The organism is Bacillus sp. AK25, assembly GCF_048270685.1.
GTDB lineage: Bacteria > Bacillota > Bacilli > Bacillales > Bacillaceae > Bacillus > Bacillus altitudinis.
On record NZ_JBLUWC010000001.1, the window covers coordinates 2,980,439 to 2,994,374 of the forward strand.

Genomic DNA, 13,936 nt, shown 5'->3' on the forward strand with positions numbered 1-13,936 from the left:
GTTATTTTTAAAAAAATACGTGCTGTCTTATGCAGCACGTATGCTCATTTTATACGACATCATATCCCTGTTCTTCAATGACATCAGAGATCTGGTGTAACGTGATTTGATCTGGGTGAAAGGAAACCTCCACCTGACCCTTATCTAAATGGACTTTCACAGATTCAACACCTGCTAATTCTCCTACATTTCCTTCGACTGCTTTCACACAATGTCCGCAAGACATGCCTTGCACTTGTAGTGTTGCTTGTTCCACTTCTCATCGCCTCCATCAATCATTTATATTTTTACTATACCCTAGTAGGGTATCATTGTAAACATAAATGATCCGCTTTTTGCTACGATTTTGTCAGCTTCGTGAAGACATTCATTAACTCCTCAATCGCTTCATCCCCATTACCGCTCTTAATGGCATCCGCTACGCAGTGGTGTGTATGCTTTTCCATTAATTGAAGACTCACTTTTTTTAAAGCTGCATTGACTGCAGAAATTTGATTCACGACATCTATGCAGTAGCGATCGTTTTCAATCATTTGCTGAATCCCTCGCACTTGACCTTCCACTCGTTTTAAGCGATTGATTAATTGATCTTTTTCCTTCTCAGCTCTAGGCGAAGCGATATGTCTTTCTTCATGTTCTGTCATCTGATCACCTTTTTTCTATCATACTTGTGTTACATTCAATTAAAGCATATCTTCACCTGAAAAGGCAAAGATATGCTGTGATCACCGTTTGCTTATCCTAGTTTGTTAGTTGTTCAATATCTTGCAAAAGGCTGACCGATTGCTGAAGCTGCTTCATGAGCCCTTGTTGATCCTCTAAAATAGCTGCAGCATCTAAGTTGTCCATTTTCAATTGCTGTAAATAGGTTTGAATCTCCTCTGACAGCACTTTATTTTTCTCTATGATTTGTGCATGCAGGTCTTCTGCTATTGATGGGGCTGTGAGTTCATTAAATTCTTGAATGTCTGCTTTCAATAATTCCAGTTGCTGCGTCAAATCTGCTCTTTTGGCAGCATCTTGTACAGCTTCTTCCGCAAGCTGTGGAAAATCCTCTGTGAACTGCTGAATATCCGTCACATACTCATTTGCCTCTGTGACATATGTCGTTGTATCGTTTACTTGGTCTAACAGTCCTGAACATCCACTTAACAAAAACGTACCGGTAAATAGAAACGCCATCACATATTGTTTCAAGATCCATCATCCTTTCATCTATATGTTGAAACCCCTCATTTGTCCAGCTCCCAACCACACAGATGCAAAAAGACCTTAAAAAAAGCCAGACCTTTGCCTCATGTGTGATAGGCAAAGGTCTGGCTAACATGTTCATGCCGGAATGGCCGAGAAACAACGGATGTTTCTGTAATGACGACCAAACCGTAAAAGCTACTCCCCTTTAGGAAACCGTTCAAATGTTATGTTTATCATATCTAAATGAAGGACATCAGTCAATGAGAAGCAGGCGGAAGATCCTGCTTTTGGTACAGCATATAGTCCGAACCAGTTGATGCATAAATCCGATTACGTCCTTGGCGTTTTGACATATACAAGGCTTGATCTGCCTCAAATAGAAGCGTTTCTAATATAGAGGGATCATTCGCTGTATGGGCGACGCCAAAGCTTGCTGTCACTCTTACTTTTTTCTCATCTGTCTGAAAGAAACTCACTTCAAATGAATGTCTCATCTGTTCCGCAATATGACATGCCTCTTCAAATGAATGATGCGGGAGACAAATGGCGAACTCTTCTCCACCATATCGGCCAAATAAATCATCCATATTCAAATGCTGCTGACAAATGGACACAACATGACGCAACGCCGCGTCTCCAATATGATGTCCGTGCGTATCATTGATTTGTTTAAAGAAATCAATATCAAATAGCAATATCGCAGTATCCTGCGCATCCTCTTCCAATAACATCTGCGTTCGTTCAATAAAGGAAGACCGATTGAAGATATTCGTCAAACCATCAATATATGCTCGGCGCTCCAGCTCTTCCTGCAATAGTCGCTGCTCCGTAACATCGCTGATCACAATTTGCCTGCCCTCGACTTCGCCTCTTCTATTAAAAAGAGAAGAAGCAGTGAGATGATAATAGAAGGGCTGCTCTTTTTCCCACATTAAATCATACTGTGAATGATCCTGCGGGGAACGCAGCCACTGTATAAACGCTGGTTCTTTGATGATCCCTGAGAATATATCATCGATTTTATAGCCGATTCCCTTTTTAGCGAGCACAGGAATGATCAATGCAGCCGCAGGGTTATAATCAATCAATGTTCGGTATCGATCCAATAGAAGAACACCTTCTGACATATGTTCAAACACACGCTCCATGGCAATGGGAGAGAGCTTAAAGAGATGAAAAGACATAATCGCCCATAAGTAGAGTGCGTTGGTTAAAAACATCACCACTGGTACTGGGTCAATGTGAAAAGGCGTGACACCTAACAAATAGATAAAAGAGGTCGTGATCGGCAATAGTATTCCAACGAGCAAGATCAGAACCTGTTTCAAATATTCTTTCTTCACACGTAAAAACCAAAGCAGCATAAAAATAGCGAGCATAGAACAGCCAAATGTATAGACCCCATGAATGATATACCAATAACCAATGGTGAAATCAGCTAATAAAAACCCGTCTACTGTATTCATCGTGATGCTTCGGTAAAAGAGTGAATGAAAAGAGTTGGTGAATACCAGAATGGTGGTTAAAATTGGAATCAGCAAGAAGAGAAGCACGCGGCGCTTTGTTACATATTGATGGAAACCAGTAAACTGCAGCACAATCATCAGGCTGAACGGTGCAATAAACGGAAGACCTATGTATTGAAAACTAACCCAAAATGTAATTTCTTGAGGGGTGCGCGCCAATAATTCAAATGTATGTCCAAAAATATAAATCGCAGTTGCTCCAGACATATACATAAACAATTGACAGCCAATATACCGATGGCGATTTGCATGAGCAATGATTGATAATATTACGGACAGAATGCCAGAAACACTCATGATCACAATAAAATGTAAAACAATCGAATCCATGTAAACGCCCCAATTTCAGTTATTTAGAACTAGTCTAATCTTACTATATATGAGGAAGTCTCAAATGGGAAGATGTGATTTTGATTTGGTTGGCGGTTTTTTGGAAAGCGTTCGTCATTTTACTAGTCGTGGTGCCCCATCTATTCATTACTTCTTACTTAATTTAAGGATAAAGCATATTGTAGCCAGTGAAATATCTGTACAATGTGGAGATGAATGAAAAGGAGGCTTGATGGGAGATGACTTTTTTGATCATCATGGCAGGTTTGTTTATGCTGATTCTTTTAGAAAAGCCATTTCAGAAGAAACGATCTGGGCTGTTATTTTTAATGAGTTATTTGCTGCTGATTGCGGTTTATGTGATTCAGACAACATTTGTGGAGATCATGCCGGATGGGCTTTTGATGATGATGGCGGTGATTGTGGTTTGTCCTTTGTTTGTTCGAATGATCCAGTCTTTTCAGAGGAACGTTTGACTTAGTAATAGAAAAAACCTCTACTTGTACCCTCGCAAGTAGAGGTTTAACTTTAATGATTACGAGTAAATACTTCCTTCACCACTCGTTCACTTGCTTTTCCATCTTCAAGCGAACAGAATCTGTCATGGAATACATCGTATTTTTCCTTGTAAGCATCTTTTACGCTTTCAATGTTCTGAATGCTATGAAGCACTTCTTCAGACGTATACAATAACGGACCTGGCAGATCTTTTTCGACATCAATATAAAAACCTCTCAGCACATCTTTGTATTTATCAATATCATACGTAAAGAAAAGAATCGGCTGCCTTAGGTTTGCAAAATCAAAGAATACAGACGAGTAATCCGTGATAAGGATATCACTTGAAATATATAAATCATTGATATCATTATATTTAGAATAGTCAAAGGCAAACCCTTCAAACCCTGTTAAATCAATATTATCCGAAATGAAATAATGCATTCGTAAAATGATGACATATTCTTCGCCTAACTTTTCTTTTAACAAATTTAAATCTAAAGTGAGATTAAATTTGTATTGCCCTGCTTTATGAAATTCGTCATCTCTCCATGTTGGAGCATATAAAATGACTTTTTTATCAGCAGGTATACCAAGCTTCGATTTAATCTTTACTTTATCTGCTTCTGTGAAGTTTTTCAGAATATCATTTCTTGGATAGCCATATGTTAATATTTTTTCTTTCGGATACATAAATGCACTTTCGAAGATTTTTTCAGAATATGAGTTTGCTGCAATTAGGTAATCCCATTTTCGAGATTGTAAATAAAATTCTTTTTTATAATCGGGATTTGCAGATACTACATTATCCATATCAAATACTAATTTCTTAAGTGGTGTACCATGCCATGTAGATAAGATAATTTGTTCATCTTTTTTATAAAGCGACTTGGGCTGTCTCATGTTTAAAACAAAATATTTTGCCACTGTGACATAGTAAAAATAGCTCCAGCTAAATCGCTTAATTACTTTAACGTTCTTGTGCTGAAATTCTTCTTCATTTGCCACCATTTCTTTATCATTCAGAATCCAAACATGCTTCCATTGATTTGGCTCATGCTCAAGAAGATATTTAAATATAGCCTTTGGGCTATCCGAATAGTTTCTACCTAAAAAGCTTTCATAGACAATGGTGTTAGGTTTAATAGGTAATCTTGAGAAGAACAACTGTTGAACGATTCTTTGTCTTGCTCTCTTCTTTTTCGGCTTTATGCCCTGATACAGATTATAATAGAGAACTCTCTTTTTACTCAGACGATATGCCTTATGATAATTCCCAACCTTAATTGCATCAATTTCTTTTAAATGTCTTCTCTTTAGTTTGATTGGATTTGACTCTGTATTCAAAATGGTTTGACAGGACTGATAAATAGGCGTTAAACGTTGAATGCCCTCTTTAAACACTGGGCTTTTTACAACCTTATATAAATATTGGCTGATCGCTTCAAGCTTCACTTGTTTCACTAAAGCCAAATCGTCACATTGTTCGATTGATTTGCTTAATGTTCGGAACATTTCTTCAAATCGATGATCCTGTTCTTCCTGGGAAAGTGAAGGGAAATTGATAGGATCGTTATGGATCAGCTTATAGTATAGACAAATTGATGTTTCCAAAATAGAGAATGCATCTTGATAAATTTTCATTAAGAACGGAATATCACTATACAATGGTGCGCCTTCATCAAACTGTATTTGATTGTTCAACAAATATTTCTTTTGAACAACGAACCCATGTGATTTTAATTGATAAGAAATCTTCTTAAAGAATTTTTCTTTTGCAATTTCATGATAATGAGCTGATACAACATTCTCCTCAAAAAGCATCTGCATGACTTCGTTTTCATTTGCATCAACATTTAATTTTTTCAAAACATGACTTAAGTTATCCAACGTATCATGCTGATACAAAGCCTGCTTCTTTTCCTTTAATGTTGTGTTTCTGTCTACAATTGTCTTTTTCACTTTCAGCTTAAACACATTCAATTGTTCTTGATCAATGATCTGCTTCGCATATATCAGCGCATTTGGATGTAAGAAATCATCAGCATCTAAAAATAAGATGTACTCTCCTTGAGCTTCTTCTATGCCTTTATTTCTACTAATGCCTGCATTTGTATGAGGTCCCATATTGATTGTTCTATAATTAAAAGTATAAGGCGCTAAAATTTCTTCTAGGTGTTGACTATCTTGATGGACCAAAAGTACTTCGAAATCTTTAAAAATTTGATCATCTAAACTTTTCATGCAGTTATCAGTATACTTTTTATTGGTATCCTTATAAGGAATAACAATAGTAAATAACATAAGATCCCTCTTCCAAATTTTATATAAACAACAATGTTTGATCTTTTCATCACTTAATATGATTTAAAAAACAATAAATATTATAACAAAAACGTGTTTTTATTCAAAAAAAAGATTCGTCTAAAAAGACGACTCACTAGAAATTCGTTTATCCAAAATGTTTTCATCTATACTTCTATGATACAACAATTTATCATACTTAACATAAAAAAACCACTGTTCTAGCAGACTTGAAATAAAAATAATAAGAACGTATTTTGTCTGTATGATAACATCCAGTTTTGTTTAAGTTTCAGCTTGTTTAAGTTTCTAATAGCAAAGAAAAATGACGCTGTGATAGCGTCATTTCATATAACCATTCATTTTTTAAAGATGCCAGACCCGCACCAAGGGCTTTCAAACCCTTGATACGACTGCATTCTAAAAGTTTTGATGGAGACGGTGGGAGTCGAACCCACGTCCAGAGACATCGATTACTTAAGCGTCTACGAGCGTAGTCAACATATTTACGTGTTCACTCATCCTCATGCCTGCTGACGGGCGCTTGGAGAGCTAGTCTGATGGATCTCTTCTTACGTCCTCAGACGAAAACGTAAGCGTAGCCTACTTCATTGGGCTCCTCACAGACACATAGGCGATGTCAGGAAGAGCTCGCTGCGCTTATTAGGCAGCTAGTGCTAAGTTTTGGTTAAAACTTTTAGTTTTGCCAGTTACATTTAGGTGCGTGTTAACGAGATCGCCTCTCGGCTCGCAGCCTAAGCTCGAACCATCCCTGTCGAATCCGTAACGTCCCCTTGTAAAAGGGATATACGGGATGGAAACGTTCTTTCGCTTAACTGCTTCCGTATATGACTATTATAACAATCTCATCGCTCGAAACAACTGGTGGTTTCTGTAAAAAGACGACGATGATTGTTTACTGCATAACATATTGTAGCATAATGCTTCCGCTCTCAGCAAGCCATCTGCATGCGTCTAGAATTGCTTTTGCCGGTCACGGAAAGCACGCTCGATTTCACGTTTCGCATCTTTTTTCTTCAGATCTTCACGTTTATCATATTTCTTCTTCCCTTTACCGACTCCAATTAGCACTTTGGCAAAGCCATTTTTCAAATAGAGTTTAATGGGAACAAGTGAGTAGCCCTCTTCCTTTGTCGCACCAATCAATTTACTGATTTGTTTGCGGTGGAGCAGCAGCTTTCTCGTTCTGAGCGGATCATGGTTATAACGGTTCCCCTGCTCGTATGGGCTCACGTGCATATTGTGAAGAAACACTTCTCCTCGTTCGATTTTGGCAAAGGAATCTTTTAAATTCACTTTTCCTGCTCGAATGGATTTGATTTCAGTTCCTTGTAATACAAGGCCGGCTTCGTATGTTTCTTCTATAAAATAATCATGGTTGGCTTTTTTGTTTTGGGAAACAACCTTTCCCTCTCCCTTTGGCATTGGCGTACACCCTCCTTTTGGCACAGACACGGTCCAAATCGTACGGATTATTTTATCAAACAATCCAGCTTTCGACAATGATGCTGCCACGTTGTCAAAAAGCAAATAGAGCATGATGCCCTATTTGCTTTTTGTCACGTTACTTTTTCTTTTTGCGCTTTTGTTTCGGTGCGTTATCAAATACGCGTTTTTTCTTTTTCTTCTTTTTACGACCTGTAAACCAGTCGCCGCCTTTATCCTCTTTGCCTTTTTCCCCAGAGGCCTTTTGACCTCCGCGTCCTTTTTTGGCTGGCGGATCTGTCCGTTTTTTGAACTTGAAGTCTTTTGGTGATTTACGGCGAGTGCCTTTCATCCCAACGATTTCAAAATCAATGGAATGCTCATCTTTATTCACACTCACCACTTTGACAGTAATTTCGTCACCGATACGGTAGACATTCCCTGTACGTTCACCGATCATGGCAAAGTGCTGTTCATCAAAACGATAGTAATCGTCTGTCATGTAGCTCACATGGACAAGACCTTCTATCGTATTCGGCAGTTCAACGAATAGTCCGAAATTCGTGACGGAACTAATCATACCATCAAACTCTTCACCGATTTTATCAAGCATAAACTCTGCCTTTTTCAGGTCATCTGTTTCGCGCTCAGCATCAACAGAGCGGCGCTCCATTGTAGATGCATGATCTGCGATTTCTGGCAGCAGTTGGCCCCACTTTTCAAGGGTCGCTTCGTCTGTCTTTTTCTCTATTAAATAGGTTCTGATCAGCCTATGCACGATTAAATCCGGGTAACGGCGGATCGGCGATGTGAAGTGTGTATAGAATTCCGTTGATAATCCAAAATGGCCAATGCTTTCTGGATCATACTTCGCCTGTTTCATCGAGCGAAGCATCACAGTTTGAATGACGACTTCTTCTGGTTGATCTCTGACAGCATCGAGGACACTTTGAAGTGCGCGCGGGTGAATGTTCGTTGACGTCCCTTTCACAATGTAACCAAACGTCGTCACGAACTCTAAAAAGCGCTGAAGCTTCTCAGGATTTGGTTCTTCGTGAATTCGGTAAATGAACGGAACATTCATCCAGTGGAAATGCTCGGCAACTGTTTCGTTTGCCACCAGCATGAATTCTTCAATTAGTTTTTCGGCAACAGAACGCTCACGAATGACTACGTCTTTTGCTGCGCCTTCATCATCTACAAGCACCTTTGCTTCCTTGAAGTCAAAGTCGACTGCTCCACGCTCCATTCGCTTGTCACGCAGAATTTCTGCAAGCTTCTCCATCTCTTGGAACATTGGTACTAACGGCTCGTATTTGTCTAAAAGCTCTTCATCTTGATCAACTAAAATCTTATTCACATCGGAATAGGTCATTCTTTCCGTCGTTTTGATCACACTTTGGAAAATTTCGTGTTTGACGACTTTCCCACTTCGATCAATGATCATTTCACAAGATAGTGTGAGACGATCAACCTTCGGATTCAATGAGCAAATGCCATTTGACAGGCGATGAGGAATCATCGGAATGACACGGTCGACAAGATACACACTCGTTCCGCGCTCATAGGCTTCCTGATCAATCGGCGAATTCTCTGTAACATAATGAGAAACGTCTGCAATGTGCACGCCGAGCTTATATTTGCCATCATCGAGCTTTTGCACGGTTACGGCATCATCCAAGTCCTTTGCATCTGCACCATCAATCGTCACGATCGTTTCATTGCGCAGATCACGTCTACCTTCAAGGTCCTTTTCATCGATCGTTTCAGGTGTGTCTACTGCCTGCTGAAGCGCTTCTTCCGGAAACTCACCTGGTAGACCGTGTTTATGAATAATCGACAAAATATCGATGCCAGGGTCATTTTTGTGACCGAGAATTTCCGTCACTTCACCCTCTGCGCTCATTCTTCCTTCTGGATAGCTTGTCAGCGTGACAACGACTTTATGACCTTCAACCGCTCCGTTTTTAGCGGATTTTGGAATGAAGATATCGTTTGTGATTTTTTTATCATCAGGAATGACAAAACCAAAACTTTTCGTTTCTGTATAGGTACCGACAACCGTCTGAGTATTACGCTCCAGAATGCGGATGACCGTTCCTTCTTTTTTGGTGCCATTTGATTTGTGGCTGACACGAACCATGACGGTGTCGCCATTCATTGCTGTGCCTAGCTCATTTGGCGGAATGAAAATATCATCCTGTCCAAACTCTTCTGGTGTCACAAATGCAAATCCTTTTGCATGCGCAGACAGCTTCCCTTTTACCAAGTTCATTTTTTCCGGTACACCATAGCGGTCGCTGCGGGTACGGACGATAAGTCCCTGATCCTCTAATATCACAAGTGCTTTGACGAGCTCTTTATAATCATCTGGATTGGTAATTTCCATCATGACTTCTAATTCTTGTACCGTTAATGGTTTGTAAGCCTCTTCTTGCATAAACGCAAGTAATTCATCCATAAATTCTTCTTTTTGCACACTCTAACCCCCTATATATTTAAATTGACCAATCGAGTGATTCTAAGAATGCATATACATCCTGATGAACCTTCTCCCGCTCTTTATCAAGCGTGATAACATGGCCCGATTCTTCATACCACTTTAAATGTTTTTCATCTGTCTCTACTTCGTTATAAATAATGTTTGCACTGTCTGTATTAATCATATGATCATGACGTGCCTGAACAACAAAAGTAGGTGAATAAATCATGTCAACATTGTTTCTGACATCTGCAATGAGTTCTTGAAGAGCCTTGAGTGTACCCATTGGTGTTTTCTTGAACTCTTCCATCTCTTGCTCAATTTGATCCTCTGACTTACCCTCGAATTTTTTATAGTTACGGGCATAATCTAGTACACCCTGGTACATGACTTCTTCACTTTTTATGTACATAGGTGCACACATAGGTACAATTCCCTTTACAGGTACAGTGTAACCTAATTTTAATGAAAAAACTCCTCCGAGGGATAGTCCGCAGACCGCAATTTCCTCATAGCCTTCGTCTTTTAAAAATTGATAGCCTTCTTCTACATCTTTCCACCAATCTGTAGGACCTGTATGAACAAGCTCCTCTGGCGGTACACCGTGTCCTTTGTATTGAGGTGCATGGCACGTATAGCCTCTTTCATTCAAATAACGCCCAAGCATACGAACATCGGCTGTATTCCCAGTAAAACCGTGAAGAAGAAGCACCGCCTTTTCTCCACCTTTAAACGTAAATGGTTTTGGTGTAACAACTTTCATGATGTGACTTCCTTTCCTTCTGATATGGTTTATATTTTCCACTTGTATGTATGAAACAAACACAAAAGAGTGCTGATAATAAAAAAAGGTCTGAAAAAAGATCAGACCTTCTGTTACTCGCGCCTACACGCCTAAATATGCCAATGCAAGTGTTAAGATGAAGAAAAGCACTGACAAAATGACAGTTAATCGGTGAAGAATCAAGTCAAGACCTCTCGCTTTTTGCTTACCGAAAAGCTGCTCGGCTCCACCTGAAATAGCGCCTGACAGTCCTGCACTTTTACTTGATTGTAATAATACAACGATGATAAGTGCGATACTGACAATTACGAGTAATGTGATAACAAATGCGTGCATGAAAACACCTCCAGACAAACTGGTACACATAACTTTATTTTACATGAAAACAAGGTGCATGTCACGAAACATCAAAATAAAGATTTCCTATATATTGTCGACTTTATTTGTCATTTTGATTCAATTTCGCTCCAATGGATTGTATGCAGCATTTTTTATATGCAATTTTTGAGGTTAAAAAACGTTTTTAGCGAGTTGCTTCTTCTTTTAAGAGCTGTTTTAATTCTACTAACAGCCGTTCAGCTCCTTCAGGACTCAGTATGACATTGCCGTTTCCATAGCTTTTGTTGTATTTCGTTATTTGGCCAGTTAATAAGCAGCTCTTATCTGCATCATATTTTTTCAGCATAATGGTTTGATCTTCGATGAAAATTTCTAACAGCTGCTCTTCTTTTATATTGAGTACCTTCCGCATTTCTGAAGGCAGAACAATTCTGCCGAGCGAATCGATGTGTCTTACCATTCCAGTTCTTTTCAATGAAGCCGCCTCCTTAATGATCATACAATGATTTCATTCATTGACTTTTGTCAACATCTTCATAGTAAAATAAATCTTCAAATTTTTTATCAAAGTAATGAATCATTTTGCCAATGACAAGCTGTCCTGGCTTCCGGTGACCATTCAATACCCTGCTGAGTGTGGCAGGAGAGATGCCAATTTCATCTGCGAGCTGATTTAAAGACATATCGTTTTCAATCATATACTGCATCACAAAAGCCCGCCTGATCTGAATCTTTTCGACCATCATTACAACCTCCCTATAGGATCAATATGTACAACATGTAGGACTCTCATATCTCCTGGATTCATTAACTTATGTCAACACTTTTACACCCTTTCTATTTCCTTTGGTCAATGATCGTACTAAAATAAGTCATATACTGAAATGTGAGGTTCGATGACATGAATCACTTTGGTGAACAATTACGCATTTTAAGAGAGAATAGAAAGATGTCTGTCAATCAACTCGCCATGTATTCAGGCGTAAGCGCTGCCGGTATTTCTCGGATTGAGAATGGAAAGCGTGGTGTGCCAAAGCCTTTAACCATAAAAAAATTAGCACGCGCTTTGAAGGTGCCTTATGAGGATTTAATGCTGCTTGCCGGTTATATTGAACAGGAAAAAGTGCATGAAATGAAACCGAAATATGAATCCATATTAAAAATCTATCAAACGGCGCTTCAAAAGGATGTAGAACATCTCCCTATTTTCGATGGAGACCAATGGGAAACACTCACCGCACAAGACATCAGCCAGCTGAATCAATACTTTCTCACGCTCATTAACCAAAAAAAGGCGAACAAATAGCGGGGCATAAACTTAAGATACATCCACCATTAACTAATGTCAATATTTTCATGGTACACTTATTGCCAATAGTCAACAAGTCGAGTACACTAGAGATAACTAATCTTTAACCATGTGAGGTTTTGAGTTGATGAACTTCGGGGCATATTTAAGAGCATTACGTGAGAAAAGGAAACTATCGGTGAACCAATTAGCGATGTATTCAGAGGTCAGCGCTGCTGGTATTTCTCGGATTGAAAACGGGAAACGCGGCATTCCGAAACCTCCTACAATTAAAAAACTAGCAGGTGCATTAAAAGTACCTTATGAGGACATGATGCAGGCTGCAGGGTATATTGAAGAAGCTTCTTCTGCCTATGTCATAAAGGAAGAAGAAACGGCTTTTACCCAAATAAAAGAAGCGGCAGAGCAATATGAACTTGATGATCTTGAAATATTTAATGGGGACATATGGTCCACCCTTTCAAAACATGAAATAGAGGATTTAAACCGCTATTTGTTATTTCTACTAAACAGCCGTTCGTCATCGTAAAATGTTTTGATCATTGACAAGCTTTTTGCGCCGATTTTTGACAGAATTACGGTATAATGGGTTCAGATTGGAGTGAAGAAAGATGAATCAATCTGATATGTGCCCGCGGTTTGAAAAAGCAGTTGAGTTATTAAGTAAACGCTGGGTGGCACTGATTGTTTTTCAGCTTCTCTCAGGTTCACAGCGCTTTAGTGAAATCGAAGCAGCTCTGACCAATTTAAGCGGAAGGGTTTTATCTGAGAGATTAAAAGAGCTGGAAGCAGCAGGCATTGTAAAACGGGAGGTTTTTGCTGAAACACCCGTGCGTATTGAGTATTCATTAACTGATATGGGGCGTTCACTTGCACCCGTTTTTGAGGAAATTGCGAAGTGGTCCTCTGAATGGATCACACTTGAATCATAAATGTATCCTGATGTGAGCCGCCTAATCATGATAAAAAAACCTCCCCTACAGATGTAGAGGAGGTTTTGTCTTTTCAAGCATTTATGCGGACGTCATGTTTTTTTCAGCTAATGCCTTGCTTTCTTTTTTCTTGTTGGTTGGGCTTAAATAGCGTTCAAGCCAGCCCATGACAAGGTCGGCAATAATGGCCATGAGCGCAGTTGGAATAGCACCTGCTAAAATAATGGCTGTTCCGTTTGTCGCGTTTGATCCTCTGATGATAATATCCCCAAGTCCTCCAGCACCAACAAATGTCCCAATCGCTGTAATACCGATTGCGATCACAAGTGCGGTTCTTAAACCAGCCATAATGACAGATAAAGCAAGCGGTAATTCAACCATTCTCAGCACTTGCCATTTCGTCATGCCCATCGCTTTCCCCGATTCTAAATAGGCATGCTCAATGCTGACAATACCTGTGTACGTGTTACGGATAATCGGCAGAAGCGAATATAAAAAGAGTGATAAGATGACTGTATTTGCCCCAAGTCCTAATACAAGCATCAACACAGAAAGCATCGCTAACGCTGGAATGGTTTGAATGACATTGGTTATCGCGAACACCCAATTGCTCAGTTTGCGGTAATGCGCCACAAAGATGCCGACTGGTATTCCGACAATTGCCGCAAACAATACCCCATACGCTGACATGAGGAAATGCCGGTAAAATTCTTCTAACACATATGAACCGTTCTGTTGATAATACGCCCATAATTGCTGCAGTGTGTCCATCAGCTCTGACACCTCCCAATC

General features: G+C 39.4%; 16 protein-coding genes and 1 other RNA gene. 4 read left to right on the top strand and 13 right to left on the bottom strand.

Annotation, left to right across the window (positions count from 1 at the left end; all coding sequences use genetic code 11):
* Window positions 1–49: 49 nt before the first annotated feature.
* The 4 genes from copZ to ACNO7B_RS15555 form a co-directional block, all read right to left on the bottom strand.
* Window positions 50–256, bottom strand: a complete 207-nt coding sequence (copZ, locus tag ACNO7B_RS15540) for a copper chaperone CopZ (protein ID WP_017368060.1) — start codon at window positions 254–256, stop codon at window positions 50–52.
* 82 nt (window positions 257–338) lie between these two features.
* Complete coding sequence (locus ACNO7B_RS15545) at window positions 339–644, bottom strand: metal-sensing transcriptional repressor (protein WP_008358331.1); 306 nt, start codon at window positions 642–644, stop codon at window positions 339–341.
* 97 nt (window positions 645–741) lie between these two features.
* Window positions 742–1,197, bottom strand: coding sequence for a DUF6376 family protein (locus ACNO7B_RS15550; RefSeq protein WP_410552041.1), 456 nt, complete (start codon window positions 1,195–1,197; stop codon window positions 742–744).
* Between the two features lie 254 nt (window positions 1,198–1,451).
* Window positions 1,452–3,050, bottom strand: coding sequence for a histidine kinase N-terminal 7TM domain-containing protein (locus ACNO7B_RS15555; RefSeq protein ID WP_417901683.1), 1,599 nt, complete (start codon window positions 3,048–3,050; stop codon window positions 1,452–1,454).
* 232 nt (window positions 3,051–3,282) lie between these two features.
* Between ACNO7B_RS15555 and ACNO7B_RS15560 the strand changes: the two genes are divergently transcribed.
* Window positions 3,283–3,531 carry a hypothetical protein gene (locus ACNO7B_RS15560; protein ID WP_417901684.1) on the top strand — a complete coding sequence of 83 codons (249 nt, stop codon included), beginning with the start codon at window positions 3,283–3,285 and terminating at the stop codon, window positions 3,529–3,531.
* 47 nt (window positions 3,532–3,578) lie between these two features.
* On the opposite strand, the gene ACNO7B_RS15565 is transcribed toward ACNO7B_RS15560, so the two are convergent.
* The 8 genes from ACNO7B_RS15565 to ACNO7B_RS15600 form a co-directional block, all read right to left on the bottom strand.
* Complete coding sequence (locus tag ACNO7B_RS15565) at window positions 3,579–5,852, bottom strand: CDP-glycerol glycerophosphotransferase family protein (RefSeq protein WP_417901685.1); 2,274 nt, start codon at window positions 5,850–5,852, stop codon at window positions 3,579–3,581.
* A 430-nt stretch (window positions 5,853–6,282) separates the two neighbouring features.
* Window positions 6,283–6,646, bottom strand: a transfer-messenger RNA (tmRNA) gene (gene ssrA / locus ACNO7B_RS15570).
* A 181-nt stretch (window positions 6,647–6,827) separates the two neighbouring features.
* Window positions 6,828–7,298 carry an SsrA-binding protein SmpB gene (gene smpB, locus ACNO7B_RS15575; protein WP_008347658.1) on the bottom strand — a complete coding sequence of 157 codons (471 nt, stop codon included), beginning with the start codon at window positions 7,296–7,298 and terminating at the stop codon, window positions 6,828–6,830.
* A 139-nt stretch (window positions 7,299–7,437) separates the two neighbouring features.
* Complete coding sequence (rnr, locus tag ACNO7B_RS15580; protein ID WP_017359227.1) at window positions 7,438–9,777, bottom strand: ribonuclease R; 2,340 nt, start codon at window positions 9,775–9,777, stop codon at window positions 7,438–7,440.
* Between the two features lie 19 nt (window positions 9,778–9,796).
* The gene (locus ACNO7B_RS15585; RefSeq protein WP_008347663.1) at window positions 9,797–10,543 is read right to left on the bottom strand and encodes an alpha/beta hydrolase; all 747 of its coding nucleotides are present in this window, start codon (window positions 10,541–10,543) and stop codon (window positions 9,797–9,799) included.
* A gap of 123 nt (window positions 10,544–10,666) precedes the next feature.
* Window positions 10,667–10,900, bottom strand: a complete 234-nt coding sequence (gene secG, locus ACNO7B_RS15590) for a preprotein translocase subunit SecG (RefSeq protein ID WP_003212746.1) — start codon at window positions 10,898–10,900, stop codon at window positions 10,667–10,669.
* A gap of 187 nt (window positions 10,901–11,087) precedes the next feature.
* The gene (locus ACNO7B_RS15595; protein ID WP_017359225.1) at window positions 11,088–11,378 is read right to left on the bottom strand and encodes an AbrB/MazE/SpoVT family DNA-binding domain-containing protein; all 291 of its coding nucleotides are present in this window, start codon (window positions 11,376–11,378) and stop codon (window positions 11,088–11,090) included.
* Between the two features lie 37 nt (window positions 11,379–11,415).
* Window positions 11,416–11,649: a helix-turn-helix domain-containing protein gene (locus ACNO7B_RS15600; RefSeq protein WP_008347669.1), complete on the bottom strand. Its 234-nt coding sequence runs from the start codon at window positions 11,647–11,649 to the stop codon at window positions 11,416–11,418.
* Between the two features lie 155 nt (window positions 11,650–11,804).
* Here ACNO7B_RS15600 and ACNO7B_RS15605 point away from each other — a divergent pair, with 155 nt between their 5' ends.
* From ACNO7B_RS15605 to ACNO7B_RS15615, 3 genes are all read left to right on the top strand, one after another.
* Entirely contained in the window at window positions 11,805–12,209 is a 405-nt protein-coding gene (locus tag ACNO7B_RS15605; RefSeq protein WP_007500204.1) for a helix-turn-helix domain-containing protein, read from the top strand.
* A 130-nt stretch (window positions 12,210–12,339) separates the two neighbouring features.
* Window positions 12,340–12,741, top strand: coding sequence for a helix-turn-helix domain-containing protein (locus ACNO7B_RS15610; protein ID WP_008347673.1), 402 nt, complete (start codon window positions 12,340–12,342; stop codon window positions 12,739–12,741).
* Between the two features lie 82 nt (window positions 12,742–12,823).
* Window positions 12,824–13,144 carry a winged helix-turn-helix transcriptional regulator gene (locus ACNO7B_RS15615; protein WP_007500199.1) on the top strand — a complete coding sequence of 107 codons (321 nt, stop codon included), beginning with the start codon at window positions 12,824–12,826 and terminating at the stop codon, window positions 13,142–13,144.
* A gap of 81 nt (window positions 13,145–13,225) precedes the next feature.
* Here the strand turns inward: ACNO7B_RS15615 and ACNO7B_RS15620 are convergent, their stop codons facing one another.
* Complete coding sequence (locus ACNO7B_RS15620) at window positions 13,226–13,915, bottom strand: ABC transporter permease (protein WP_008347676.1); 690 nt, start codon at window positions 13,913–13,915, stop codon at window positions 13,226–13,228.
* Between the last annotated feature and the right edge of the window lie 21 nt (window positions 13,916–13,936).

Coding starts and splice junctions, on each gene's coding strand:
- ACNO7B_RS15545 (WP_008358331.1), bottom strand. CDS start 644: ATGACAGAACATGAAGAAAGACATATCGCTTCGCCTAGAGCTGAGAAG.
- ACNO7B_RS15555 (WP_417901683.1), bottom strand. CDS start 3,050: ATGGATTCGATTGTTTTACATTTTATTGTGATCATGAGTGTTTCTGGC.
- ACNO7B_RS15560 (WP_417901684.1), top strand. CDS start 3,283: ATGGGAGATGACTTTTTTGATCATCATGGCAGGTTTGTTTATGCTGAT.
- ACNO7B_RS15565 (WP_417901685.1), bottom strand. CDS start 5,852: ATGTTATTTACTATTGTTATTCCTTATAAGGATACCAATAAAAAGTAT.
- smpB (WP_008347658.1), bottom strand. CDS start 7,298: ATGCCAAAGGGAGAGGGAAAGGTTGTTTCCCAAAACAAAAAAGCCAAC.
- ACNO7B_RS15585 (WP_008347663.1), bottom strand. CDS start 10,543: ATGAAAGTTGTTACACCAAAACCATTTACGTTTAAAGGTGGAGAAAAG.
- secG (WP_003212746.1), bottom strand. CDS start 10,900: ATGCACGCATTTGTTATCACATTACTCGTAATTGTCAGTATCGCACTT.
- ACNO7B_RS15600 (WP_008347669.1), bottom strand. CDS start 11,649: ATGATGGTCGAAAAGATTCAGATCAGGCGGGCTTTTGTGATGCAGTAT.
- ACNO7B_RS15605 (WP_007500204.1), top strand. CDS start 11,805: ATGAATCACTTTGGTGAACAATTACGCATTTTAAGAGAGAATAGAAAG.
- ACNO7B_RS15610 (WP_008347673.1), top strand. CDS start 12,340: ATGAACTTCGGGGCATATTTAAGAGCATTACGTGAGAAAAGGAAACTA.
- ACNO7B_RS15615 (WP_007500199.1), top strand. CDS start 12,824: ATGAATCAATCTGATATGTGCCCGCGGTTTGAAAAAGCAGTTGAGTTA.
- ACNO7B_RS15620 (WP_008347676.1), bottom strand. CDS start 13,915: ATGGACACACTGCAGCAATTATGGGCGTATTATCAACAGAACGGTTCA.